This window comes from Rhodococcus sp. EPR-157, assembly GCF_001647195.1.
Classification (GTDB): Bacteria; Actinomycetota; Actinomycetes; order Mycobacteriales; family Mycobacteriaceae; genus Rhodococcoides.
Genome location: NZ_LVCV01000154.1, coordinates 1 through 18041, shown reverse-complemented (window position 1 = coordinate 18041; position 18041 = coordinate 1). Strand labels below are relative to the sequence as shown.

Here is an 18041-nt window from a genome sequence, read left to right as displayed (position 1 = left end):
ACCGAGGTCGAGAATTTTCCTGGCTTCCGCGAGGGAATCATGGGCCCGGACCTCATGGAGCAGATGCGCGAGCAAGCCAAGCGTTTCGGTGCGGAGATCCGCACCGAAGATGTCGAGGAGCTCGACCTGACCGGTGAGATCAAGACCGTCTCGGCCAACGGTGAGACCTACCAAGCTCGCGCGATCATCCTGGCCATGGGCGCGGCGGCACGCTACCTGAGCATTCCCGGCGAGGAGAAGCTTCTCGGCCGCGGAGTCAGTGCTTGTGCGACCTGTGACGGGTTCTTCTTCCGCGACCAGGACATCGCCGTCATCGGCGGTGGCGATTCCGCCATGGAGGAAGCCACGTTCCTCACGCGATTCGCCCGCAGCGTGACCGTTGTCCACCGTCGCAGCGAGTTCCGCGCGTCGCGGATCATGCTCGAGCGCGCCAAGCTCAACGACAAGATCACCTTCCTGACCGATACCAAGGTCCTCGAAGTTCTCGGTGACACATCGGTCACCGGACTCGCTCTCGAGAACGCGCTCACCGGCGAGAAGACGACTCTGGACGTGACCGGAATGTTCGTCGCGATCGGACACGATCCTCGCAACGAGCTGGTCAAGGGTCAGGTCGAGCTCGACGAAGCCGGTTACGTCAAGGTCGCATCTCCGTCATCGGCCACATCCGTCGCAGGCGTCTTCGCAGCGGGCGACCTGGTCGACCACGTCTACCAGCAAGCGATCACGGCTGCAGGTACCGGTTGCACGGCCTCGATCGATGCCGAGCGCTGGCTTGCCGAGCAGGGCGACATCACCAGCAACACCCTCGAACACGCGGATCAGCCCGTGGATGTCGGGTCGGCCTGACGCTCGACCGATCTCATCACTCGAACCACTTCACTCAACCAGGGAGCACAGCCAAATGTCCGATGACAAGAAGACCGTCACGATCACAGACGCATCGTTCGTCGACGATGTATTGACCAGCGAGAAGCCGGTTCTCGTCGACTTCTGGGCCACCTGGTGCGGCCCGTGCAAGATGGTTGCACCGGTCCTCGAGGAGATCGCTGCCGAGCACGCCGACAAGTTGACCATCGCGAAGCTCGACATCGATGCCAACCCGCAGGCCGCGCGCGACTTCAAGGTCATGTCCATCCCTACGCTCATTCTGTTCCAGGGTGGCAAGCCCGTGAAGCAGATCGTCGGTGCAAAGGGCAAGGCCGCCCTGCTCAAGGACCTCGAATCCGTTTTGTGACGCAACCGCAGTAGGACCGAGTCCACGCCGAAGTCGGTGTGGATTACGGTCCTACGGTCATTTTCTGCGACAATCGTCTGATGTGCCGGCACAGGGTCGGTACATCGACTTTTGTGTTCGACGACTGATTCGCCGGGGAGTCACGTGAATTCCCTGGTTGCGATTATTCGACACGAAGTCGTTCTTTCTGCGAGAGGTCAATTAGTATGCACCGACTCAGGCACGGCGATTCCGGTCCCGCCGTCGCGGAGGTACGGGGCACGCTGATCTCCCTCGGCTTTCTACAGGACGAGCACGACGACGCAGCCCGAGCCGGCGATCCACTCCACTGGAGCGCGCCCGCATCTGACTACGACTCCGCACTCGACGGGGCCGTCCGGGCATTTCAACAACACCGCGGTCTGCTCGTCGACGGCGTCGTCGGCCCGGCAACGTATCGGTCGCTGAAGGAAGCGTCGTACCGGCTCGGTGCGCGCACGCTGATCTATCAGCTGTCGGCGCCGCTCTACGGCGACGACGTTGCCACACTGCAGACGCGGCTCCAGGACCTCGGTTTCTACAGCGAACGCGTCGACGGCTACTTCGGTCCCAAGACCCATGAAGGTTTGTCCTCGTTCCAGCGCGAAATCGGCCTGTCGCCTGACGGCATCTGTGGTCCGGCCACGCTGCGCTCGTTGGAACTGCTCGGCGCGCGAGTCACCGGTGGATCCCCGCACGCCATCAGTGAAGAAGAGCTGGTCCGCCAGTCCGGCCCACAACTGACCGGCAAGCGTATCGTCATCGACCCCGACCTCGGTGGCTCGGAAACAGGAATGATCGTCGACGGGGTGTTCGGTCGAATCTCGGAAGCCGAGATTCTGTGGGATGTCGCCAGTCGCCTCGAGGGACGGATGGCCGCGACGGGGATGGAAACTTTCCTCTCCCGTGCTCGCGGAACCAACCCGAGTGTTGCAGACCGAGCCGAGACTTCGAATGCCTTCAACGCCGACCTGATGATCTCGCTGAGGTGCGCGTCCAGTACCAGCTCTGCAGCCAACGGTGTCGCGAGCTTCCATTTCGGAAATTCGCACGGTTCGGCCTCGTTGATCGGTCAGGTCCTCACCGGGTACATCCAACGTGAGATCGTTGCTCGCACACCATTGTTGGATTGCCGCAGTCACGGACGTACCTGGGATCTGTTGCGGCTGACCAACATGCCGACCGTACAGGTCGACTTGGGCTATCTCACGAGCGCGTCCGATGTCGCGGTGTTGAGCGATCCACGCTCACGCGACGTAATCGCCGAGGCGATTCTCGTCGCCGTCAAGCGTCTCTACCTTCTGGGTCAGGACGATCAACCTACGGGCACATTCACATTCGCAGAACTGCTCGCCGAGGAATTGGCCGCCGCCGACCGCCGCTGACGTACGGCCGGTTGCCCGTGACGATGAATCAACGGACGCCGACGGTGTCCTTGTGCTCGATGTCCACCATCGTCAGGCTTGCAGCAATCAGCAGTCGTTCCAACGCGGACTCCACGTCTTCCTTCCACCCGTGATCTCGATCCAGCTCGAGCCGTAGCCGCGGATACCGATGGTGCGGCGCGATCACGTCGAAACCTGCCTTCTCCAAGAAGTCCGCATCGATCATGCAGGTCGTGTCCGAGCATGACATCGACGCCGTGGCGCGCGGTACGTCGGTTTCGTCCGCCGCGGTGCGGCGGATCCCGAACGCCTCCAATGCGCGGACACCTCGGTTCACCAGATCGGACACCACTGCCTGGATCAAGGCTGCAGAGTTACCTTCTCTGTCCACCTCGGATTCGATCCGCAGTGTTGTCAGCAGCACGGCGTCGGGACTCACCGGTGAGGTCGGGAAGGTCGACGCTCGTGGGACGACGCCGGGGGGAGCGTAGATAGCGCATCCAGCCGTGGCGCCATGCGAAGTGAGCAATTGTCCGCACGATCCCCACTCGAGCATGATCATCGACAACCATGCTTCGTTCTCCAACTCGAGATCGAGGGTCTGGCGGTCGGCGCCGTCGGTCGCTGGATCGAGAACCCAGAAGCCACACCGACGGGTATGGTTCGGTAATCGATCGAAGGAGTTCAATGTGACTCCGGTGACGAGCGTCGACACTGCTTACCTCAGCCTCCATACCCTTACATCTCATTTGTCGGGTGTCTCGCGCGCCGACACTCTCGACAAGAATAAGCGATGGAACCTCGTCAGGTGTCGTCGTAGGCGCCATCCTCGAAAACAGTTGTGATGCAGTATCTTTCAACCAGAATTGCTTCGTTCCCGGCACGAAATCGGAACTTATCGTCACAGTGACGTATGTCCCGCTTGTATCCGTACCTTGAATATCGTGACTATTTCTTCTTCTGACTTTCCATCATGTCGACGATCCGCTGAAGGTCGTCGACCGAGCCGAACTCGACGACGATCTTACCTTTCTTCTTACCAAGGCTTACAGTCACGCGCGTATCGAAGGAGTCCGACAGCCGATCCGCGACATCCTGGAGCCCTGGCATCTGGATCGGCTTGCGGCGCGGAGCGGGATTCGGTGAAATATCGTCGTTCCGGTTTGCGAGAGTGACTGCCTCTTCGGTTGCTCGAACAGACATTCCTTCGGCGACGATTCGAGCGGCCAACGACTCTTGGGCATCCGTCCCAGCGTCCAGCGACAACAATGCACGAGCGTGTCCGGCGGACAGAACACCAGCCGCAACTCGTCGCTGAACCGGGATGGGAAGCTTGAGCAGTCTGATCATGTTGGTCACGACGGGTCGGGAGCGGCCGATCTTCGCAGCGAGCTCCTCGTGAGTCACATCGAATTCTTCGAGAAGTTGTTGATAGGCGGCAGCCTCCTCGAGCGGATTCAACTGCACTCGATGGATGTTCTCCAGAAGATCGTCGCGAAGCATCGCGTCATCTGCAGTCTCGCGAACGATGGCCGGAATCGACTCGAGGCCGGCTTCCTGACTCGCGCGCCACCGACGCTCACCCATCACGAGTTCGTACTTGCCGTCGTCCACAGCGCGGACGACGATCGGTTGCATCAGCCCGAATTCGCGGATCGAATGCACCAATTCAGCGAGGGATTCCTCGTCGAAAACGCTTCTGGGCTGTTTCGGATTCGGCTGAATGAGGGACGGTGCGATCTCGCGATACACGGCGCCTGCGGGGGAGAGGTCCTCCTCCGAGCTCCGAATCGGCGGGGCAGGGGTCGGCGCAGTGGCGACTTTCTCGGCCGTAGCGCTTACCCGCGGCTTGTCTCGCGTAGCCGAATTGTCCTTGCCGATCACGACGTCCGCAGCTGCACTGCCCAATCGCGGTCCTGCTTCGGGACCGGTCGGGATCAGCGCGGCCAACCCACGTCCCAAGCCACCCTTACGTGTCTGACTCATCTTCCTACTGCTCCTGCGTTCCGTCTGATGTCGCGACCGCGGACCGCGCTGCTAGTTCTCTACCTGCATCCAGATAGCTCATCGCCCCCCGCGAACCGGGGTCGTAGTCGAGAACGGTCATCCCATAGCCAGGAGCCTCGGAGACCTTGACGCTTCGGGGGATGACTGCTCTCAACACCGCATCGCCGAAGTGCTTGCGGACTTCCTCGGCGACCTGATCTGCGAGCTTCGTTCGGCCGTCGTACATCGTCAATATGACGGTGGAAACGTGGAGGGCAGGATTCAGATGCGCTTGGACCAACTCGATGTTTCGCAGGAGCTGTCCCACACCCTCGAGGGCGTAATACTCGCATTGAATCGGAATCAGAACCTCGGTAGCTGCCACCAACGCATTGACAGTCAACAGGCCCAGCGATGGCGGACAATCGATGAGAACGAAGTCCGCATCGACGTCGTCCAAGTCGGTGAGCGCGGTCTTCAACCGACCCTCGCGAGCCACCATGGACACCAGTTCGATTTCCGCACCCGCCAGATCGATTGTCGCGGGGATGCAGAAGAGTCGTTCGCTGTGCGGACTCTGCTGAATGGCCTCTCTGGCGCTGACTTCACCGATGAGGACCTCGTAGCTCGAGGGCACCCCAGAGTGATGCTCAACGCCGAGCGCAGTGCTGGCGTTGCCCTGAGGGTCCAGATCCACCACGAGAACCGTCAGACCCTGAAGCGCTAGAGCAGCGGCCATATTCACAGCGGTCGTAGTCTTGCCCACGCCGCCCTTCTGGTTCGCGATGGTGAGCGTTCGACGATGCGCCGGCTTGGGAAGCGCCACGCTGCCCGGGTGCAAGATCTGACTTGCACGGTGAGCGGCGGCACCGATCGGGGTGTCGTTCGGGGAGATGCTGTTGTACGCGCCGAAGCCAGATCCGCCCGTCGCGTCCGTAGGGGATGCCTTGGGTGCCTTCGGCGCACTCGTGGCTGCGGACTCTGTTTCACGTGAAACAGTTGGATCGGATCCACCCGACATACATGCTCCTTAATGCGGAACTGGATTGAAGTAGAAGAACTTGATCTGAGGTACGGGACGAGTTACGAACGCGGAAAGCGGCGGGGCACCCTCTCAGCGCGAACAACGATTGTCGGCGTCGGCAGTAGGTCGACGCCACACCTCACAACCTCTAGCTTGCCAGCACCCATGCGATTAAGGGAAGTCCGATCACGCTCGATTTCCTCCTCGGCGCTACTTCCTTTCATTGCGAGCATCCGGCCGCGTTCGTGGATGAGGGGGAGCGACCATTTCGCCAGCTTCTCGAGCGGCGCTACGGCGCGTGATGTGACGACATCCGCTCCACCCGCTTCCTTCTTTACGCCGGGCTGTTCGGCACGGCCCCGAACGACGAGGACATCGAGTCCGTGAGCTTCGATGAATTCGGCTAGATACACCGTTCGACGCAGAAGAGGTTCGACGAGTGTCACACGAAGATCAGGCCGAGCAATCGCGAGTGGGATACCCGGCAGCCCCGCGCCGCTGCCAATATCGACGACTCGTTCACCTTCATCGATCAGCTCGCCGATCACTGCGCAGTTGAGCAGATGACGTTCCCAAAGCCGCGGCACTTCCCGCGGCCCGATCAGTCCACGCTCGACGCCATCCGTTGCGAGGGACTCATGATATTGCTTGGCCAGATCCAGGCGCGGACCGAACACACGCTCTGCGATTGCCATCAAACGATCGTCATCCAACGCATCAGGTTCCACAACTCCTATCCTCCCGCGTGGCGGCGCACTTCGCCAAACTGTCAGACCCGTTGACGCCGAAGTCACTCGAATCTTCGCTTGAAACGCATGTTTCACGTGAAACCGGTTGGCCAATGTCATTCCACGTCCCTCGCGAACACCCGGTGTCGCCTCTGCGTCATCTTGTCTTCTCCGCCCCTGGGAATTGATCCGAGGATGCTCGAAGCGTTGGCGCGGATACACGACGAAGAGCTCCGCGACGATGTACGCCGATTCGGACAGGCACGGGTCCGTGCTGCCGCGGCACCCTGGGCACCGCGATAGTCACTACGGCCACGCCGACATCGTCGGGCAGTTTCACGTGAAACAGCGATCCTCCAGAACGCCCGAACCCGGGGCCGTCTCTCCGTACGTAGCAGTAAAGACCCTCCGCGGGCGGCGAGCGTCGTCGCTGCTCCTCCGGTCCCGCAGCCGCCGAGCCGGAGGGAGTGCCCGCCCGTGCAGCACGGCTAATGTGTCGAGCTGCCAGAAATCAACTGGCCGTACCACGCCGCGGTACGCCGAGGTCGGTGTACCAAGCAGCCACGAGAACGCACACGGGCAGAACACACCCATGGTCGGAGCCCGACCCGTCGGTCAGTCGCTCGACTGTTTCACGTGAAACAGAGCGGTTGTCGTGAATACCAAGCCGGCCGAACTCCCAACCGAACACCCCTCGGAGATCGACGGCGGCCACGGTGTCCATCGCGGTGTCCACAGCACCCTCCGCCAACGACACGACTTGCAGCGAACCGGTCTCACCAATGATGCGCAGCGGCGCAACGCAGGTGGCGCCCGGGCTCCACGCACCGCCGACCGCACACTGACATCACCGAACAACGCCCCTAGTCGTTTCACGTGAAACACGTATCTGCGCCGACAGCTGGCCCCTCTCTGTCGCAACTGTCGGCGGGCCATGGCACCCACAGACACAGGGACACGGATCACCCCCCAACCGACCCCTCATAAGGCGTGTGTCCAGCGCGCGAATGACCATGCGTAGTCAGTGCGTCGCAGACTCACTGCCCGTCACGATTCCCCTTGGTCCCCGCTACACAGTTGCTCGGATCGGGACACCGGAGGACACCGGTTCCCGGATCGACATTGTGTCGTGCATCCGCTATCTCTGGAGTTGGCTCATGGTCACCGTCGCGACGTGGAAATTCGACTGCACCCAAAACCAACACCTGCGTCTGTCGATTCGCAGATCATCCGACCTTCTCTCGGTCGCCGCAGTCGGGGTTCCGGACCACGGAATCGGGAAAGACCCAAATCGGTTCGTCTGTCGAGCGCGACACTTGAAGTCCTTGACAACATCACGGAGGTGGCTACCGCGCGCCAACAATTCCTACACGTATTCGATGCCTCCCATTTTGGTCCGCTTCTATCAGAGTCGTGATGACGACAGACCGAGACGATTCGGCGCAGCTAGGGCTAATCGGTGTTTCACGTGAAACACCAACTGACGACTAGTCGCCTAACCCGTCCAACCGGACCACCGCAGCCGGCATCCGCACCCGACACATATGCAAGTTCTATTCAAAGAGAGGGTGCACGTGAAGCACCAACCGTTGAAACGTCGACGAGTCTATGCCTCCTACGCGCGAAGTACGCCGGATGTGGGGGAGCACCACTACACAGAAATTCGAGTCGTACCCGAACCTCCAGCGTCAGGTCTCGGTCCAAATCACGCGGATCGGTCGTTTCACGTGAAACATCGCGCGATATCCCATCCGTTTCAGCCGTCACAGTGACGTTTCGTCCCCTACTCCTATGTTTCACGTGAAGCGACCGAAATCCGAACTACATGCCTGTTATTCAGGCAGTCGAGTCCGCGACCCATATCCCGGACTAGTGGACTCCAGACAAAAAAAGTCCCCGACCGAAGCCGGGGACTCTTTCCTACACTCTGCTCAGGACTTGACGACGACCACACGACGTGAGGGCTCGACGCCCGTGCTCTCGCTGTCGACACCGTCGATCTGTGCGACCGCGTCGTGCACGATCTTGCGCTCGAACGGAGTCATCGGCGTCAACTCTTCACGCTCTCCGCTTTCGAGAACGCGCTGTGCAGCATCGATACCGAGGGTGCTCAGTTCGCTTCGGCGATTCGCACGCCAGCCCGCCACGTCCAACATCAGCTTGCTTCGCTCACCGGTCGACTGCTGGACTGCCAGTCTGGTCAGCTCCTGAAGTGCGTCGAGTACCTCGCCTTTGCGGCCGACAAGCTTCGTCAAGTCGGATCCGCCGTCGATACTGACTACGGCGCGATCACCCTCGACGTCGAGGTCGATGTCACCGTCGAAGTCCAGGACGTCGAGCAGCTGCTCGAGATAGTCGCCTGCAATCTCGCCCTCTTCGACGAGGTAGTCCTCTGAGTCCTCATCGTCGTCCTCGAGTTCATCCGCGTCAGCGACCTCGGGTACGACGCCTTTCAGGTCTTCGTCAGACTTCAGCGTCTCGTCAGACTTCAGCGTCTCGTCAGACTTCTCCGTTTCGACTGCCACGTCTTCACTCGCTCCATCCCCAGCGTTCACTGCGTTGTCCGTGTTGGCCACTTCTTCTGTTTCTGCAGACATGTTCGGTCCTCGGTATCTGAGCGTCAGCGACGCTTGCGCTTCGACTTGCTTCGGTTTGCCTGCGGTCGCGGCTTCGGAGCCGTCGAACTCGAACCGTTCGTCCCACCCGCAGTCGTCCCCGAGTCCGAGGAACCGCCCGCACTGTTCAGATCGTCGGCGGCCGATTCGGTTGGCGTCATCTTCGACAGCTTCGGACGTGCGCCCGGCTTCGGCTTGGACATGGGCTTTGCGCCCGGCTTCGGCGCATTCTCGGTCCGCTTGTCGAGCGCAACCTGCTTCTTGGCCGCTTCTTCCTTGTCGATCTTTCCGAAGACGAGGTGCTGCTGACCGTAGGTCCAGGCGTTGTTGCTGACCCAGTAGAGAAGGATCGCGATGGGGAGGAAAGCACCGAACGCAAGGACACCCAGAGGGAAGACGTACAACGCCAGCTTGTTCATGATCGCGGACTGCGGATTGGCAGCAGCTGCCTCACTCTGGCGAGCTACCGACGCTCGCGAGTTCATATGCGTGGCGATGGCCGCGATGATCATCAGCGGCACCGACACTGCCACGATCGTCCATACCGATGGAATCCCTAGCCCCAACTCAGGGTTGGCGAACGCATCGAGCTGCGATTTCGGCATCGTGATCCATGCCGAGATCGGCGCACCGAACAGACGAGCATCGAGGAACGAGTTCACGTCGGCAACGTCGAACGCATAGTTCGGGAGTGTTCTGTTGACCTCGGGATCGAGACCCAACTGTCCGATGCCCGTGCCGGTTCGGTTGAACGAGCGGAGCACGTGGAACAGACCGATGAACACCGGCGCCTGTGCGAGCACTGGAAGGCAACCCATGATCGGGTTGAAGCCGTGTTCCTTCTGCAGCTTCTGCATCTCGACGGCCATGCGCTGCTTGTCTTTGCCGTACTTCTTCTGCAGCGCCTTGATCTGCGGCTGCAACTCCTGCATCTGACGCGTCGTACGAACCTGCTTGACGAAGGGCTTGTACAGAATGAGTCGCAGAGTGAACACGAGGAACACGACGGACAATGCCCACGCGAAACCGTTGTCGGCACCTAGCAAAGCGCCGAACACTTTGTGCCACACCCAGAGAATCCAGGAGACCGGAATGTAAATGAAATCGAGCACGGCTCTATGTACTCCTCTGTTCGTCCACTTTCACGTGCGAGTGGATGTCTTCGGTCGAAGTCTGATCGGCATCGCTGCGAGTTCGGTGACGCCACGAACCACGCTCTGGCACCGGGTCCCACCCACCAGAGTGCCAGGGAGCACACTTGAGCAACCGTGCGACAGCCAAAAGAGATCCTTTGATTGCGCCGTGGGTCTTCAACGCATCGACTGCGTACTCACTGCAGGTGGGATAGAACCTGCAGGTCGGCAGCCGGAGCGGAGACACGTACGTTCGGTACAGCTCGATGCAGAAAACCAAGGTTCGCACCGGGAGCGAACGGATGAAACGTAGAACGGTCATGAATGCGCATCTCTCGACGCCGTTGTGCTCGAGGTTTCCAGGTATCCCAGCTTCTTCAGTCCCGACCGAACCTGACGATGCAGATCGGCGGAGGACAACCCCGCCGAGCCGGGTAAAGCACGGATGACAACGTCTGCGGTCGACGGCACATCCGAAAGCAACTGGGCGCAGATATGCCGAAGCCGGCGCGCAACTCGATGACGAGTTACCGCCGGCCCGACAGCCTTGCTCACAATCAGTCCGAATCTAGGTTCGCCCACGCTGCAGACAACACCTGCGTCATCACGCGTATAAGCGTGAACTACCAGGTCTTGTCTACCCATTCGACGGCCTCGACGCACGGCACGCGAGAAATCCGCGCTGCGATGCAATCTGTGCGGCTCAGGTAACACCCCGAGCTCCGTAAACTCAGACGAACAGTGATTTAGGCGGTGAGTTCCTTGCGGCCTTTGCCGCGACGCGCAGAAACAATTGCACGACCTGCACGCGTACGCATACGAAGACGGAAGCCGTGAACGCGCGCGCGGCGTCGGTTGTTCGGCTGGAACGTCCGCTTGCCCTTGGCCACGGTCAACACTCCTCGAAAGTTTCGACGCCCACACGGACGTCTACTGGCGGTAGTACCGAGTTCGGTCGAACTCGAGTTACATCCCAGAGCGAGAAACCCGAGTGAAGACAGACTGTAAGCAGCCAGCAAGCATCGGCCACCTCGCCTTGGGTGACTGTTCGAGAGTACTGATCGAGTGCGCGAGGGTCAAACTCGTCTTCTCGCCACCGCAAAGACTACATCGATGTCATTCATCCACAAGGCTGGGGACGAAGGCCTGTGAACAACTCTTCCAACTGAATATCCCGGGTCCATTCACAGGCACCTGCCGTAGCTCGAGATTTCGTAATTTCACAACGGTGCAGGTCAACCGCCGCAAAACCGTCGAAAATACCGGCTGACCGACGCTCTGGCTCACACCGATGTCGTTCATCCACACCTGTGGATAATTGTGTGGAAACACGCGCCAGGTGGCATATTCGTACGGGGCGCGCACACACCACTTCGGTGTGACTCCCCGATACGTTCGTCGTCGGGGACGATAGTCGAACTTGGGGTGGTGTACGGGCGCTTCGACGACATCGGTTTTTCAGCGCACTCTGCGCAGTTCGTAATTTGTTCGGTCGAATGGGAGGCACCGTGAACGAGGATCCGGGTGCGCTGGCGCGCGTCTGGCCAGAGGTTGTCACGGAGTTGACGTCCGACCGGCACAGCGGACAACCGCTGACCAAAGGGCAGAAGGCGTGGCTCGCGCTCGTCGAACCCCTGACATTGACCCAGGGATTCGCACTCCTGGCAGTTCCGTCGTCGTTCGCCCAGGAAGCCATCGAGCGCGACCTTCGTGAACCGATACTCCACGCGTTGGGCCGACACCTCGGACAGGGAGTCGAAGGACTCGGTGTCCGTATCTCGGCGCCGGACGACGAGAAGATCGAGCCCGAACGTGGATATCCGGAGGCTGCGAGCTCACCTACCTACCGTCGACGATTCCTCACAAGCACCGACAACGATCCTTCGGATTCCGAAACTGCGGACTACGAAGAGGTCGACGACGAGCGTGAGGCTCTGGCAAGTGTTCAGAACTCGTGGCCGACGTACTTCACCAAGCCTCCCGAGTCGTCGAACACGACTCCAGGTGCAGGCAGCCTGACCTCCAAATACACCTTCGACACCTTCGTCATCGGCGCGTCCAACCGATTCGCGCACGCTGCAGCCGTCGCGATCGCGGAGGCACCGGCCCGTGCGTACAACCCGCTGTTCGTATGGGGTGCCTCCGGTCTCGGCAAGACTCACCTCCTGCATGCCGCCGGTCACTATGCGCAGCGTCTCTTTCCGGGCATGCGAGTCAAGTACGTCTCCACCGAAGAATTCACCAACGACTTCATCAACAGCCTTCGTGACGACAGGAAAGTGGCGTTCAAGCGTCGCTATCGGGAGACCGACGTACTACTTGTCGACGACATTCAGTTCATCGAAGGCAAAGAGGGCATCCAGGAAGAGTTCTTCCACACCTTCAACACCCTGCACAACGCGAACAAGCAGATCGTCGTCTCGTCCGACCGTCCGCCGAAACAACTGGCGACACTCGAGGAACGACTACGCACGCGATTCGAGTGGGGTCTGATCACGGACGTTCAGCCACCCGAGCTGGAAACGCGCATCGCGATTCTGAGCAAGAAAGCACGGATGGACCGGCTGGATGTGCCGCACGACGTGCTCGAGCTGATCGCCAGTCGTATCGAACGCAACATTCGTGAGCTCGAGGGTGCGCTGATCCGTGTCACTGCATTCGCCTCACTCAACGGACAGGCACTGGACCTGACTCTGGCTGAGGTCGTCCTGCGAGACCTGATGCCGGATTCGACGAGTCTCGAGATCAATGCGGCGACGATCATGGCCGTCACAGCCGAGTACTTCAATACGTCGATCGATGATCTCTGCGGGCCGGGTAAAGCACGAGCACTTGCAATGGCCAGGCAGATCGCGATGTATCTGTGCCGCGAACTGACCGATCTGTCGCTGCCCAAGATCGGTCAGACGTTCGGTCGCGATCATACGACGGTGATGTACGCGGACAAGAAGATCCGCAAAGAGATGACCGAACGCCGGAAGGTCTACGACCAGGTGCAAGAGCTCACCGCACGGATCAAGCAGCGTTCCAAGCGTTAGGGACTGTGACGACTACTCCGAGCAGACCAAGGGCGGACCCGATTCGGGTCCGCCCTTCTTGCATGTTTCGGTGATCCGAATCCACCGCGAGGGCGGTCCGAGAACAATTTCTTGCACTTCTCGTCCATTGATTCACACCTGTGGATAACCATGTGGATAGAAGTACGTATCTGGGGATGAACTGTGAAGCCCTGTGCACCGCTGAGATTTGTCCACATGCCGTCCCGACGCAACCACTGATTGGTGCAGAGTTCATCCCCACGACACCACGCCTGCCGACCAGCGTCGAATGACACGTATGCACAGATTCCACAGGACCTATTAATACGAAGAATTTCTCTTGGAGAGAATCTCTTTGAAAACAGGTGTTGGGGAGCGATCCGTTCACAGGCCGTTCGACAGCGCCTCACGCATGCCTCGGGAGCGACGGTTCGGCTTTCAAGTTGGTCGCGAAGGGCATACGGTGTGCATGACCATCGCCTGTGTCAGACTCTTCGATGCACCGGTATCGAGCGCATCAGGCACTCACCGAAGACAAACTTCGAGATGGACCGCTGCCGAACGAGAGGAAAAACCGAGCGATGGAGCTTGGAAGTCTGAAGTTTCGCGTTGCTCGCGAAGATTTCTCCGATTCCGTTGCCTGGGTTGCTCGAAGCCTGCCGTCGAGGCCACCTGTCCCGGTTCTCGGTGGCGTGCTGCTTGCCGCCGACGACCAGGGTCTGACCGTGTCGGGCTTCGACTACGAGGTCTCGGCTCAAGTTCGAGTGTCGGCCGAGGTTGCGACGGCAGGTCGAGTACTCGTCTCCGGCAAACTGCTCGCCGACATCACGAAGTCGCTGCCGAACAAGCCCGTCGACGTCGGCGTCGAAGGCACTCGGGTACTCATCACGTGCGGTAGTGCGAAGTTCTCGCTGCCGACCATGCCCGTCGAGGACTACCCGCAGCTGCCCGAACTCCCCACCCAAACCGGGTCCATCGCCGTCGACGTGTTCTCGGAAGCCATCGCGCAGGTCGCCGTCGCTGCAGGCAAGGACGACACGCTGCCGATGCTGACCGGTATTCGCGTCGAAATTCACGGAACTACGGTCGTGCTTGCCGCCACGGACCGATTCCGCCTCGCCGTCCGTGAGCTCGAGTGGATGCCGGTCGGTGGCGAGACCAAAACCGAGGTTCTGATCCCGGCTCGCACGCTGTCCGAGTCCGCAAAAACGTTGACCGGCAATGCAAATTCGCCGGTGGAGCTGGCGCTCGGATCGGGTTCATCCGTCGGGGCAGACGGCCTGCTGGGCATCATCAGCGGTGGACGGCGGACCACGACGAGACTCCTCGACGCGGACTTCCCCAAGTTCCGTCAGCTGTTGCCGCCGGAGCACACCGCGGTCGCGGTAGTCGAGATTGCTCCGCTCGTCGAGGCGATCAAGCGCGTCGCCCTCGTCGCCGAACGTGGTGCCCAGGTCCGCCTCGAGTTCTCCCCGGATGGAGTATTGCTGTCGGCAGGCGGCGACGACGCGGGGCGCGCCGAGGAAGCACTCATGGCCGATTTCCAGGGTGAGGCACTGACCATTGCGTTCAATCCCGGCTACCTGATCGACGGGCTGTCCTCGTTGCACAGCGAAAAGGTCACATTCGGGTTCACGACGCCCAGTAGGCCTGCGGTTCTTCGTCCGACCACGGATGATGAACTCGTACCCGACTCCTCGGGCAAGTTCGCGGCACCGCAGAGCGCCTACACGTACCTGTTGATGCCGGTTCGCCTTCCGGGCTGATCGGGGTACGCCAGCGTGTGGACGGCCTCCAGCCGGGGTAAGTCTTCCACACCACCACCCGCACACTAGAGAAGGACGCTCCGCATGCAGCTGGGACTGGTCGGACTCGGGAAAATGGGCTTCAACATGCGTGAGCGTCTGCGCGCTCACGGACACGAGGTCATCGGATACGACCCCCGGCCCGAGGTGACGGACACGCCGTCGCTCGAGGGCTTGGCCAGCGCACTGACGGCTCCGCGCGTGGTGTGGGTCATGGTTCCGTCGGGAAACATCACTCGGGACACAATCACCGGACTTGCCGACGCCCTCGAGGAGGGTGACCTGGTGATCGACGGTGGTAACTCGAGGTTCACCGACGACGGACCGAACGCCGAGTTGCTTGCGAAGAAGGGCATCGGTTACATCGACGCAGGAGTGTCCGGCGGTGTCTGGGGACTCGAGAACGGCTACGGCCTCATGGTCGGAGGTTCGGAGGCCGACGTCGAGCGTGCGCTTTCGATCTTCGACGCGCTGCGTCCGGAGGGTGAGCGCGCCGACGGTTTCGTTCATGCGGGTCCGGTCGGTGCCGGCCACTATTCGAAAATGGTCCACAACGGCATCGAGTACGGCCTGATGCAGGCATATGCCGAGGGCTACGAGCTTCTCGAGGCCGAAGAGCTTGTTCAAGACACCCACGGAGTCCTCCGCGCGTGGAGCAAGGGAACCGTCGTACGGTCGTGGCTGTTGGACCTTCTCGTGCAGGCTTTGGCGCAGGATCCCGAGTTCCGGGAAATATCCGGCTACACCGAGGATTCGGGCGAAGGTCGCTGGACCGTCGAAGAGGCAATTCGTCATGCGGTGCCCGCCCCTGTCATCTCGGCGGCCCTGTTCGCGCGGTTCGCGTCCAGACAGGCCGACTCACCCGCGATGAAGGCCGTATCCGCACTTCGGAATCAATTCGGGGGGCACGCGGTCAAGCGCGCCACCACCGAAGAGACGCTCCGCGCACCCGATCCCAAGAAATAAGTCTTGTTCGTTCGCTCCTTCACCCTGCGTGACTTTCGCTCGTGGGACGACGTCACCATCGATCTCGAGCCAGGGTCGATGGTGTTTGTCGGACCGAACGGACATGGTAAGACCAATCTGATCGAATCCCTCGGTTATCTGTCGACGCTGTCCTCTCATCGAGTGTCCGCCGATGCACCTATGATCCGAGCGGGAGCCGAGCGCGCATTCGCCAGTGCGTCGGTCGTGAATCTCGGCCGTGAACTGACGATCGACATCGAATTGCTCGAGGGCAAAGCGAACAAGGCCAGAATGAACCGTTCGCCGGTTCGGCGACCGAGGGAAATTCTCGGTGTCCTGCAGACTGTCCTTTTCGCTCCCGAGGATCTGTCGTTGGTGCGTGGCGATCCCGGTGAGCGTCGACGTTATCTCGACGATCTGGCAACGACGCGTCGCCCTCGAATGGCCGCTGTGCGAGCGGATTACGACAAGGTTCTCCGGCAGCGTTCGGCGCTGTTGAAGACCGCAGGTGGTGCGCTCAGGCGTGGTAGCCGGTCGAGCGACGGTGCCAGTGCTCTTGCGACGCTGGATGTTTGGGACGGGCATTTGGCAGCCCACGGTGCACAGGTGCTCGCTGCCCGTATTGCGTTGGTACACGAACTACTTCCGTTCGTGGCGGAGTCCTATTCTTCGATCGCACCCGAATCTCGTCCTGCTGCAGTCAGATATCGGAGCAGTCTCGGTGATGCGTTGCCCCCGGAGTTCGCCGATGCACACCGCATACCCGAACCGGACGACGTCGAAGTCCTCGAGGCTGCGTTTCTGCATCAACTGATGCAGATGCGGCAGCGGGAAATCGAGCGTGGAGTGTGTCTGGTCGGACCGCATCGCGACGATCTCGAGTTGGCGCTCGGCGATCAACCCGCGAAAGGCTTTGCAAGCCACGGAGAATCGTGGTCCTTTGCTCTGTCTCTTCGGTTGGCATCGTTCGCGTTGCTACGGGCCGAAGGATCCGATCCCGTCTTGATGCTCGACGATGTTTTCGCCGAACTCGACCGCAAGCGACGCAGTGCTCTTGCAAGGGTTGCCGCCGATGCCGAACAGGTACTGATTACCGCGGCGGTGGCCGAGGATGTGCCTGCCGAACTCAACGCGAACAGGCTCGAAGTCGAAGCAGTGCAACATGAATCGGCTCGAATATCGACGATCGTTGCCCTCGAGACGGAAGAAGGTCTGCAGCTGTGAACGACGATCGATCCGACGCGGACATCCCCAGTGCGACACCCGAACCCGAACTGAAGGGCGTCGATCTGGCGCGCCGGGCCCTCGAGGACGCGCGAGCGGCGGCCAAAGCCAGCGGAAAATCTGTCGGTCAGGGCAGATCCTCGCCGACGGGTGGGGTCAGAGCACTTCGCGGTCGCCGGAAGCGTGGTTGGTCCGGACCGGGCCCCGATGATCGTGATCCGCAGACATTGGGTTCCTTGACCGGGTCCATCGCCAAATCACGTGGGTGGTCCGACAAGGTTTCCGAAGGAACGGTTCTCGGTCGCTGGGCAGCAGTGGTCGGGGAGGACATCGCATCCCACGCGACACCGACGAAACTCGAAGACGGAGTACTCAGTGTGAGCGCAGAATCGACCGCATGGGCTACTCAGCTGAGGTTGATGCAGGCTCAGATCCTGGCGAAGATCGCTGCGGCCGTCGGACATGGTGTTGTGAAGACGTTGAAGATTCACGGGCCCACGACGAAGAGCTGGCGCAAGGGCGATCGCCATGTCAAGGGCCGTGGACCGAGAGACACATACGGATAGTGAGAAGTCCCAGAACAATGAATCACATTTGTCGTCGAGAGTGATCTTGGTTGCTCTCCAGAGGCTCCATGCGTAGCGTCTCGGTGATCGACAAGATAAGCGACGAGGTCGGGATCGTCGCTCTTGGATGTCTTCCATTCTAGGAAAGGAATGCGTGTCTTCACCCGAACATTCGCAAAGATCCAGCACATCGGCTGCTGGCCGTGCGCCTGGTGATCGGGTCGTGTTGCAGGCCCGGAACGTCTCGTTCGACTGGGCGTCGTTGCCGTTGCACTACGTCGACGGTGATCCGTTGGCGACACACTTGGTCAATGTG

18 protein-coding genes are annotated in these 18041 nt (G+C 60.6%); 9 read left to right on the top strand and 9 right to left on the bottom strand.

All coding sequences use genetic code 11. The annotated features are described in order from the left end of the window. The 3 genes from A2J03_RS06340 to A2J03_RS06330 form a co-directional block, all read left to right on the top strand. The coding region (locus A2J03_RS06340; protein ID WP_068370949.1) for an NAD(P)/FAD-dependent oxidoreductase at positions 1-849 on the top strand (849 nt) is incomplete at its 5' end. A gap of 55 nt (positions 850-904) precedes the next feature. Beyond that, positions 905-1237, top strand: a complete 333-nt coding sequence (gene trxA / locus A2J03_RS06335; protein ID WP_068370937.1) for a thioredoxin — start codon at positions 905-907, stop codon at positions 1235-1237. A 206-nt stretch (positions 1238-1443) separates the two neighbouring features. After that, positions 1444-2640, top strand: coding sequence for an N-acetylmuramoyl-L-alanine amidase (locus A2J03_RS06330; RefSeq protein WP_068370934.1), 1197 nt, complete (start codon positions 1444-1446; stop codon positions 2638-2640). A 28-nt stretch (positions 2641-2668) separates the two neighbouring features. On the opposite strand, the gene A2J03_RS06325 is transcribed toward A2J03_RS06330, so the two are convergent. The 4 genes from A2J03_RS06325 to rsmG all read right to left on the bottom strand — a co-directional run bounded on the left by A2J03_RS06325 (position 2669) and on the right by rsmG (position 6345). Continuing rightward, positions 2669-3355: a hypothetical protein gene (locus A2J03_RS06325; RefSeq protein ID WP_068370931.1), complete on the bottom strand. Its 687-nt coding sequence runs from the start codon at positions 3353-3355 to the stop codon at positions 2669-2671. Between the two features lie 233 nt (positions 3356-3588). Next, complete coding sequence (locus A2J03_RS06320) at positions 3589-4626, bottom strand: ParB/RepB/Spo0J family partition protein (RefSeq protein ID WP_068370928.1); 1038 nt, start codon at positions 4624-4626, stop codon at positions 3589-3591. Between the two features lie 4 nt (positions 4627-4630). Continuing rightward, on the bottom strand, positions 4631-5647 hold the full coding sequence (locus A2J03_RS06315) for a ParA family protein (RefSeq protein ID WP_068370926.1): 1017 nt from the start codon (positions 5645-5647) through the stop codon (positions 4631-4633). A 62-nt stretch (positions 5648-5709) separates the two neighbouring features. After that, positions 5710-6345 carry a 16S rRNA (guanine(527)-N(7))-methyltransferase RsmG gene (gene rsmG, locus A2J03_RS06310; RefSeq protein WP_068370946.1) on the bottom strand — a complete coding sequence of 212 codons (636 nt, stop codon included), beginning with the start codon at positions 6343-6345 and terminating at the stop codon, positions 5710-5712. A gap of 688 nt (positions 6346-7033) precedes the next feature. On the opposite strand from rsmG, the gene A2J03_RS31540 reads away from it, so the two are divergent. After that, entirely contained in the window at positions 7034-7258 is a 225-nt protein-coding gene (locus A2J03_RS31540; protein ID WP_156520237.1) for a hypothetical protein, read from the top strand. Positions 7259-8309: 1051 nt separating this feature from the next. Here A2J03_RS31540 and A2J03_RS06300 read toward each other — a convergent pair. The 5 genes from A2J03_RS06300 to rpmH are packed head-to-tail and all read right to left on the bottom strand — an operon-like array spanning position 8310 to position 11016. Continuing rightward, positions 8310-8975, bottom strand: coding sequence for a Jag family protein (locus A2J03_RS06300; RefSeq protein WP_068370920.1), 666 nt, complete (start codon positions 8973-8975; stop codon positions 8310-8312). A gap of 23 nt (positions 8976-8998) precedes the next feature. Continuing rightward, on the bottom strand, positions 8999-10105 hold the full coding sequence (gene yidC / locus A2J03_RS06295; RefSeq protein WP_068370917.1) for a membrane protein insertase YidC: 1107 nt from the start codon (positions 10103-10105) through the stop codon (positions 8999-9001). A gap of 4 nt (positions 10106-10109) precedes the next feature. Next, complete coding sequence (yidD, locus tag A2J03_RS06290) at positions 10110-10448, bottom strand: membrane protein insertion efficiency factor YidD (RefSeq protein WP_068370914.1); 339 nt, start codon at positions 10446-10448, stop codon at positions 10110-10112. Then, complete coding sequence (gene rnpA / locus A2J03_RS29780) at positions 10445-10840, bottom strand: ribonuclease P protein component (protein ID WP_082897641.1); 396 nt, start codon at positions 10838-10840, stop codon at positions 10445-10447. Before rnpA ends, yidD begins: the two co-directional genes overlap by 4 nt. A gap of 32 nt (positions 10841-10872) precedes the next feature. Next, on the bottom strand, positions 10873-11016 hold the full coding sequence (gene rpmH, locus A2J03_RS06280; RefSeq protein WP_026347786.1) for a 50S ribosomal protein L34: 144 nt from the start codon (positions 11014-11016) through the stop codon (positions 10873-10875). Positions 11017-11634: 618 nt separating this feature from the next. On the opposite strand from rpmH, the gene dnaA reads away from it, so the two are divergent. The 5 genes from dnaA (at position 11635) to A2J03_RS06255 (ending at position 17725) form a co-directional block, all read left to right on the top strand. Beyond that, positions 11635-13164: a chromosomal replication initiator protein DnaA gene (gene dnaA / locus A2J03_RS06275; protein WP_068370943.1), complete on the top strand. Its 1530-nt coding sequence runs from the start codon at positions 11635-11637 to the stop codon at positions 13162-13164. Positions 13165-13745: 581 nt separating this feature from the next. Then, positions 13746-14930 carry a DNA polymerase III subunit beta gene (gene dnaN, locus A2J03_RS06270; protein WP_068370940.1) on the top strand — a complete coding sequence of 395 codons (1185 nt, stop codon included), beginning with the start codon at positions 13746-13748 and terminating at the stop codon, positions 14928-14930. An 84-nt stretch (positions 14931-15014) separates the two neighbouring features. Beyond that, a complete protein-coding gene (gene gnd / locus A2J03_RS06265) occupies positions 15015-15935 on the top strand; it encodes a phosphogluconate dehydrogenase (NAD(+)-dependent, decarboxylating) (RefSeq protein ID WP_068370908.1) in 921 nt (306 codons plus the stop codon). A 3-nt stretch (positions 15936-15938) separates the two neighbouring features. After that, entirely contained in the window at positions 15939-17159 is a 1221-nt protein-coding gene (recF, locus tag A2J03_RS06260) for a DNA replication/repair protein RecF (protein ID WP_068370905.1), read from the top strand. Continuing rightward, positions 17156-17725, top strand: coding sequence for a DUF721 family protein (locus A2J03_RS06255; RefSeq protein ID WP_068370902.1), 570 nt, complete (start codon positions 17156-17158; stop codon positions 17723-17725). Before recF ends, A2J03_RS06255 begins: the two co-directional genes overlap by 4 nt. Positions 17726-18041 lie beyond the last annotated feature (316 nt).

Excerpts from the sequence above, each read along its gene's own strand:
- trxA (WP_068370937.1), top strand. The coding sequence starts at position 905 with ATGTCCGATGACAAGAAGACCGTCACGATCACAGACGCATCGTTCGTC.
- A2J03_RS06330 (WP_068370934.1), top strand. The coding sequence starts at position 1,444 with ATGCACCGACTCAGGCACGGCGATTCCGGTCCCGCCGTCGCGGAGGTA.
- A2J03_RS06320 (WP_068370928.1), bottom strand. The coding sequence starts at position 4,626 with ATGAGTCAGACACGTAAGGGTGGCTTGGGACGTGGGTTGGCCGCGCTG.
- A2J03_RS06315 (WP_068370926.1), bottom strand. The coding sequence starts at position 5,647 with ATGTCGGGTGGATCCGATCCAACTGTTTCACGTGAAACAGAGTCCGCA.
- rsmG (WP_068370946.1), bottom strand. The coding sequence starts at position 6,345 with ATGGCAATCGCAGAGCGTGTGTTCGGTCCGCGCCTGGATCTGGCCAAG.
- A2J03_RS06300 (WP_068370920.1), bottom strand. The coding sequence starts at position 8,975 with ATGTCTGCAGAAACAGAAGAAGTGGCCAACACGGACAACGCAGTGAAC.
- yidD (WP_068370914.1), bottom strand. The coding sequence starts at position 10,448 with ATGACCGTTCTACGTTTCATCCGTTCGCTCCCGGTGCGAACCTTGGTT.
- dnaN (WP_068370940.1), top strand. The coding sequence starts at position 13,746 with ATGGAGCTTGGAAGTCTGAAGTTTCGCGTTGCTCGCGAAGATTTCTCC.
- gnd (WP_068370908.1), top strand. The coding sequence starts at position 15,015 with ATGCAGCTGGGACTGGTCGGACTCGGGAAAATGGGCTTCAACATGCGT.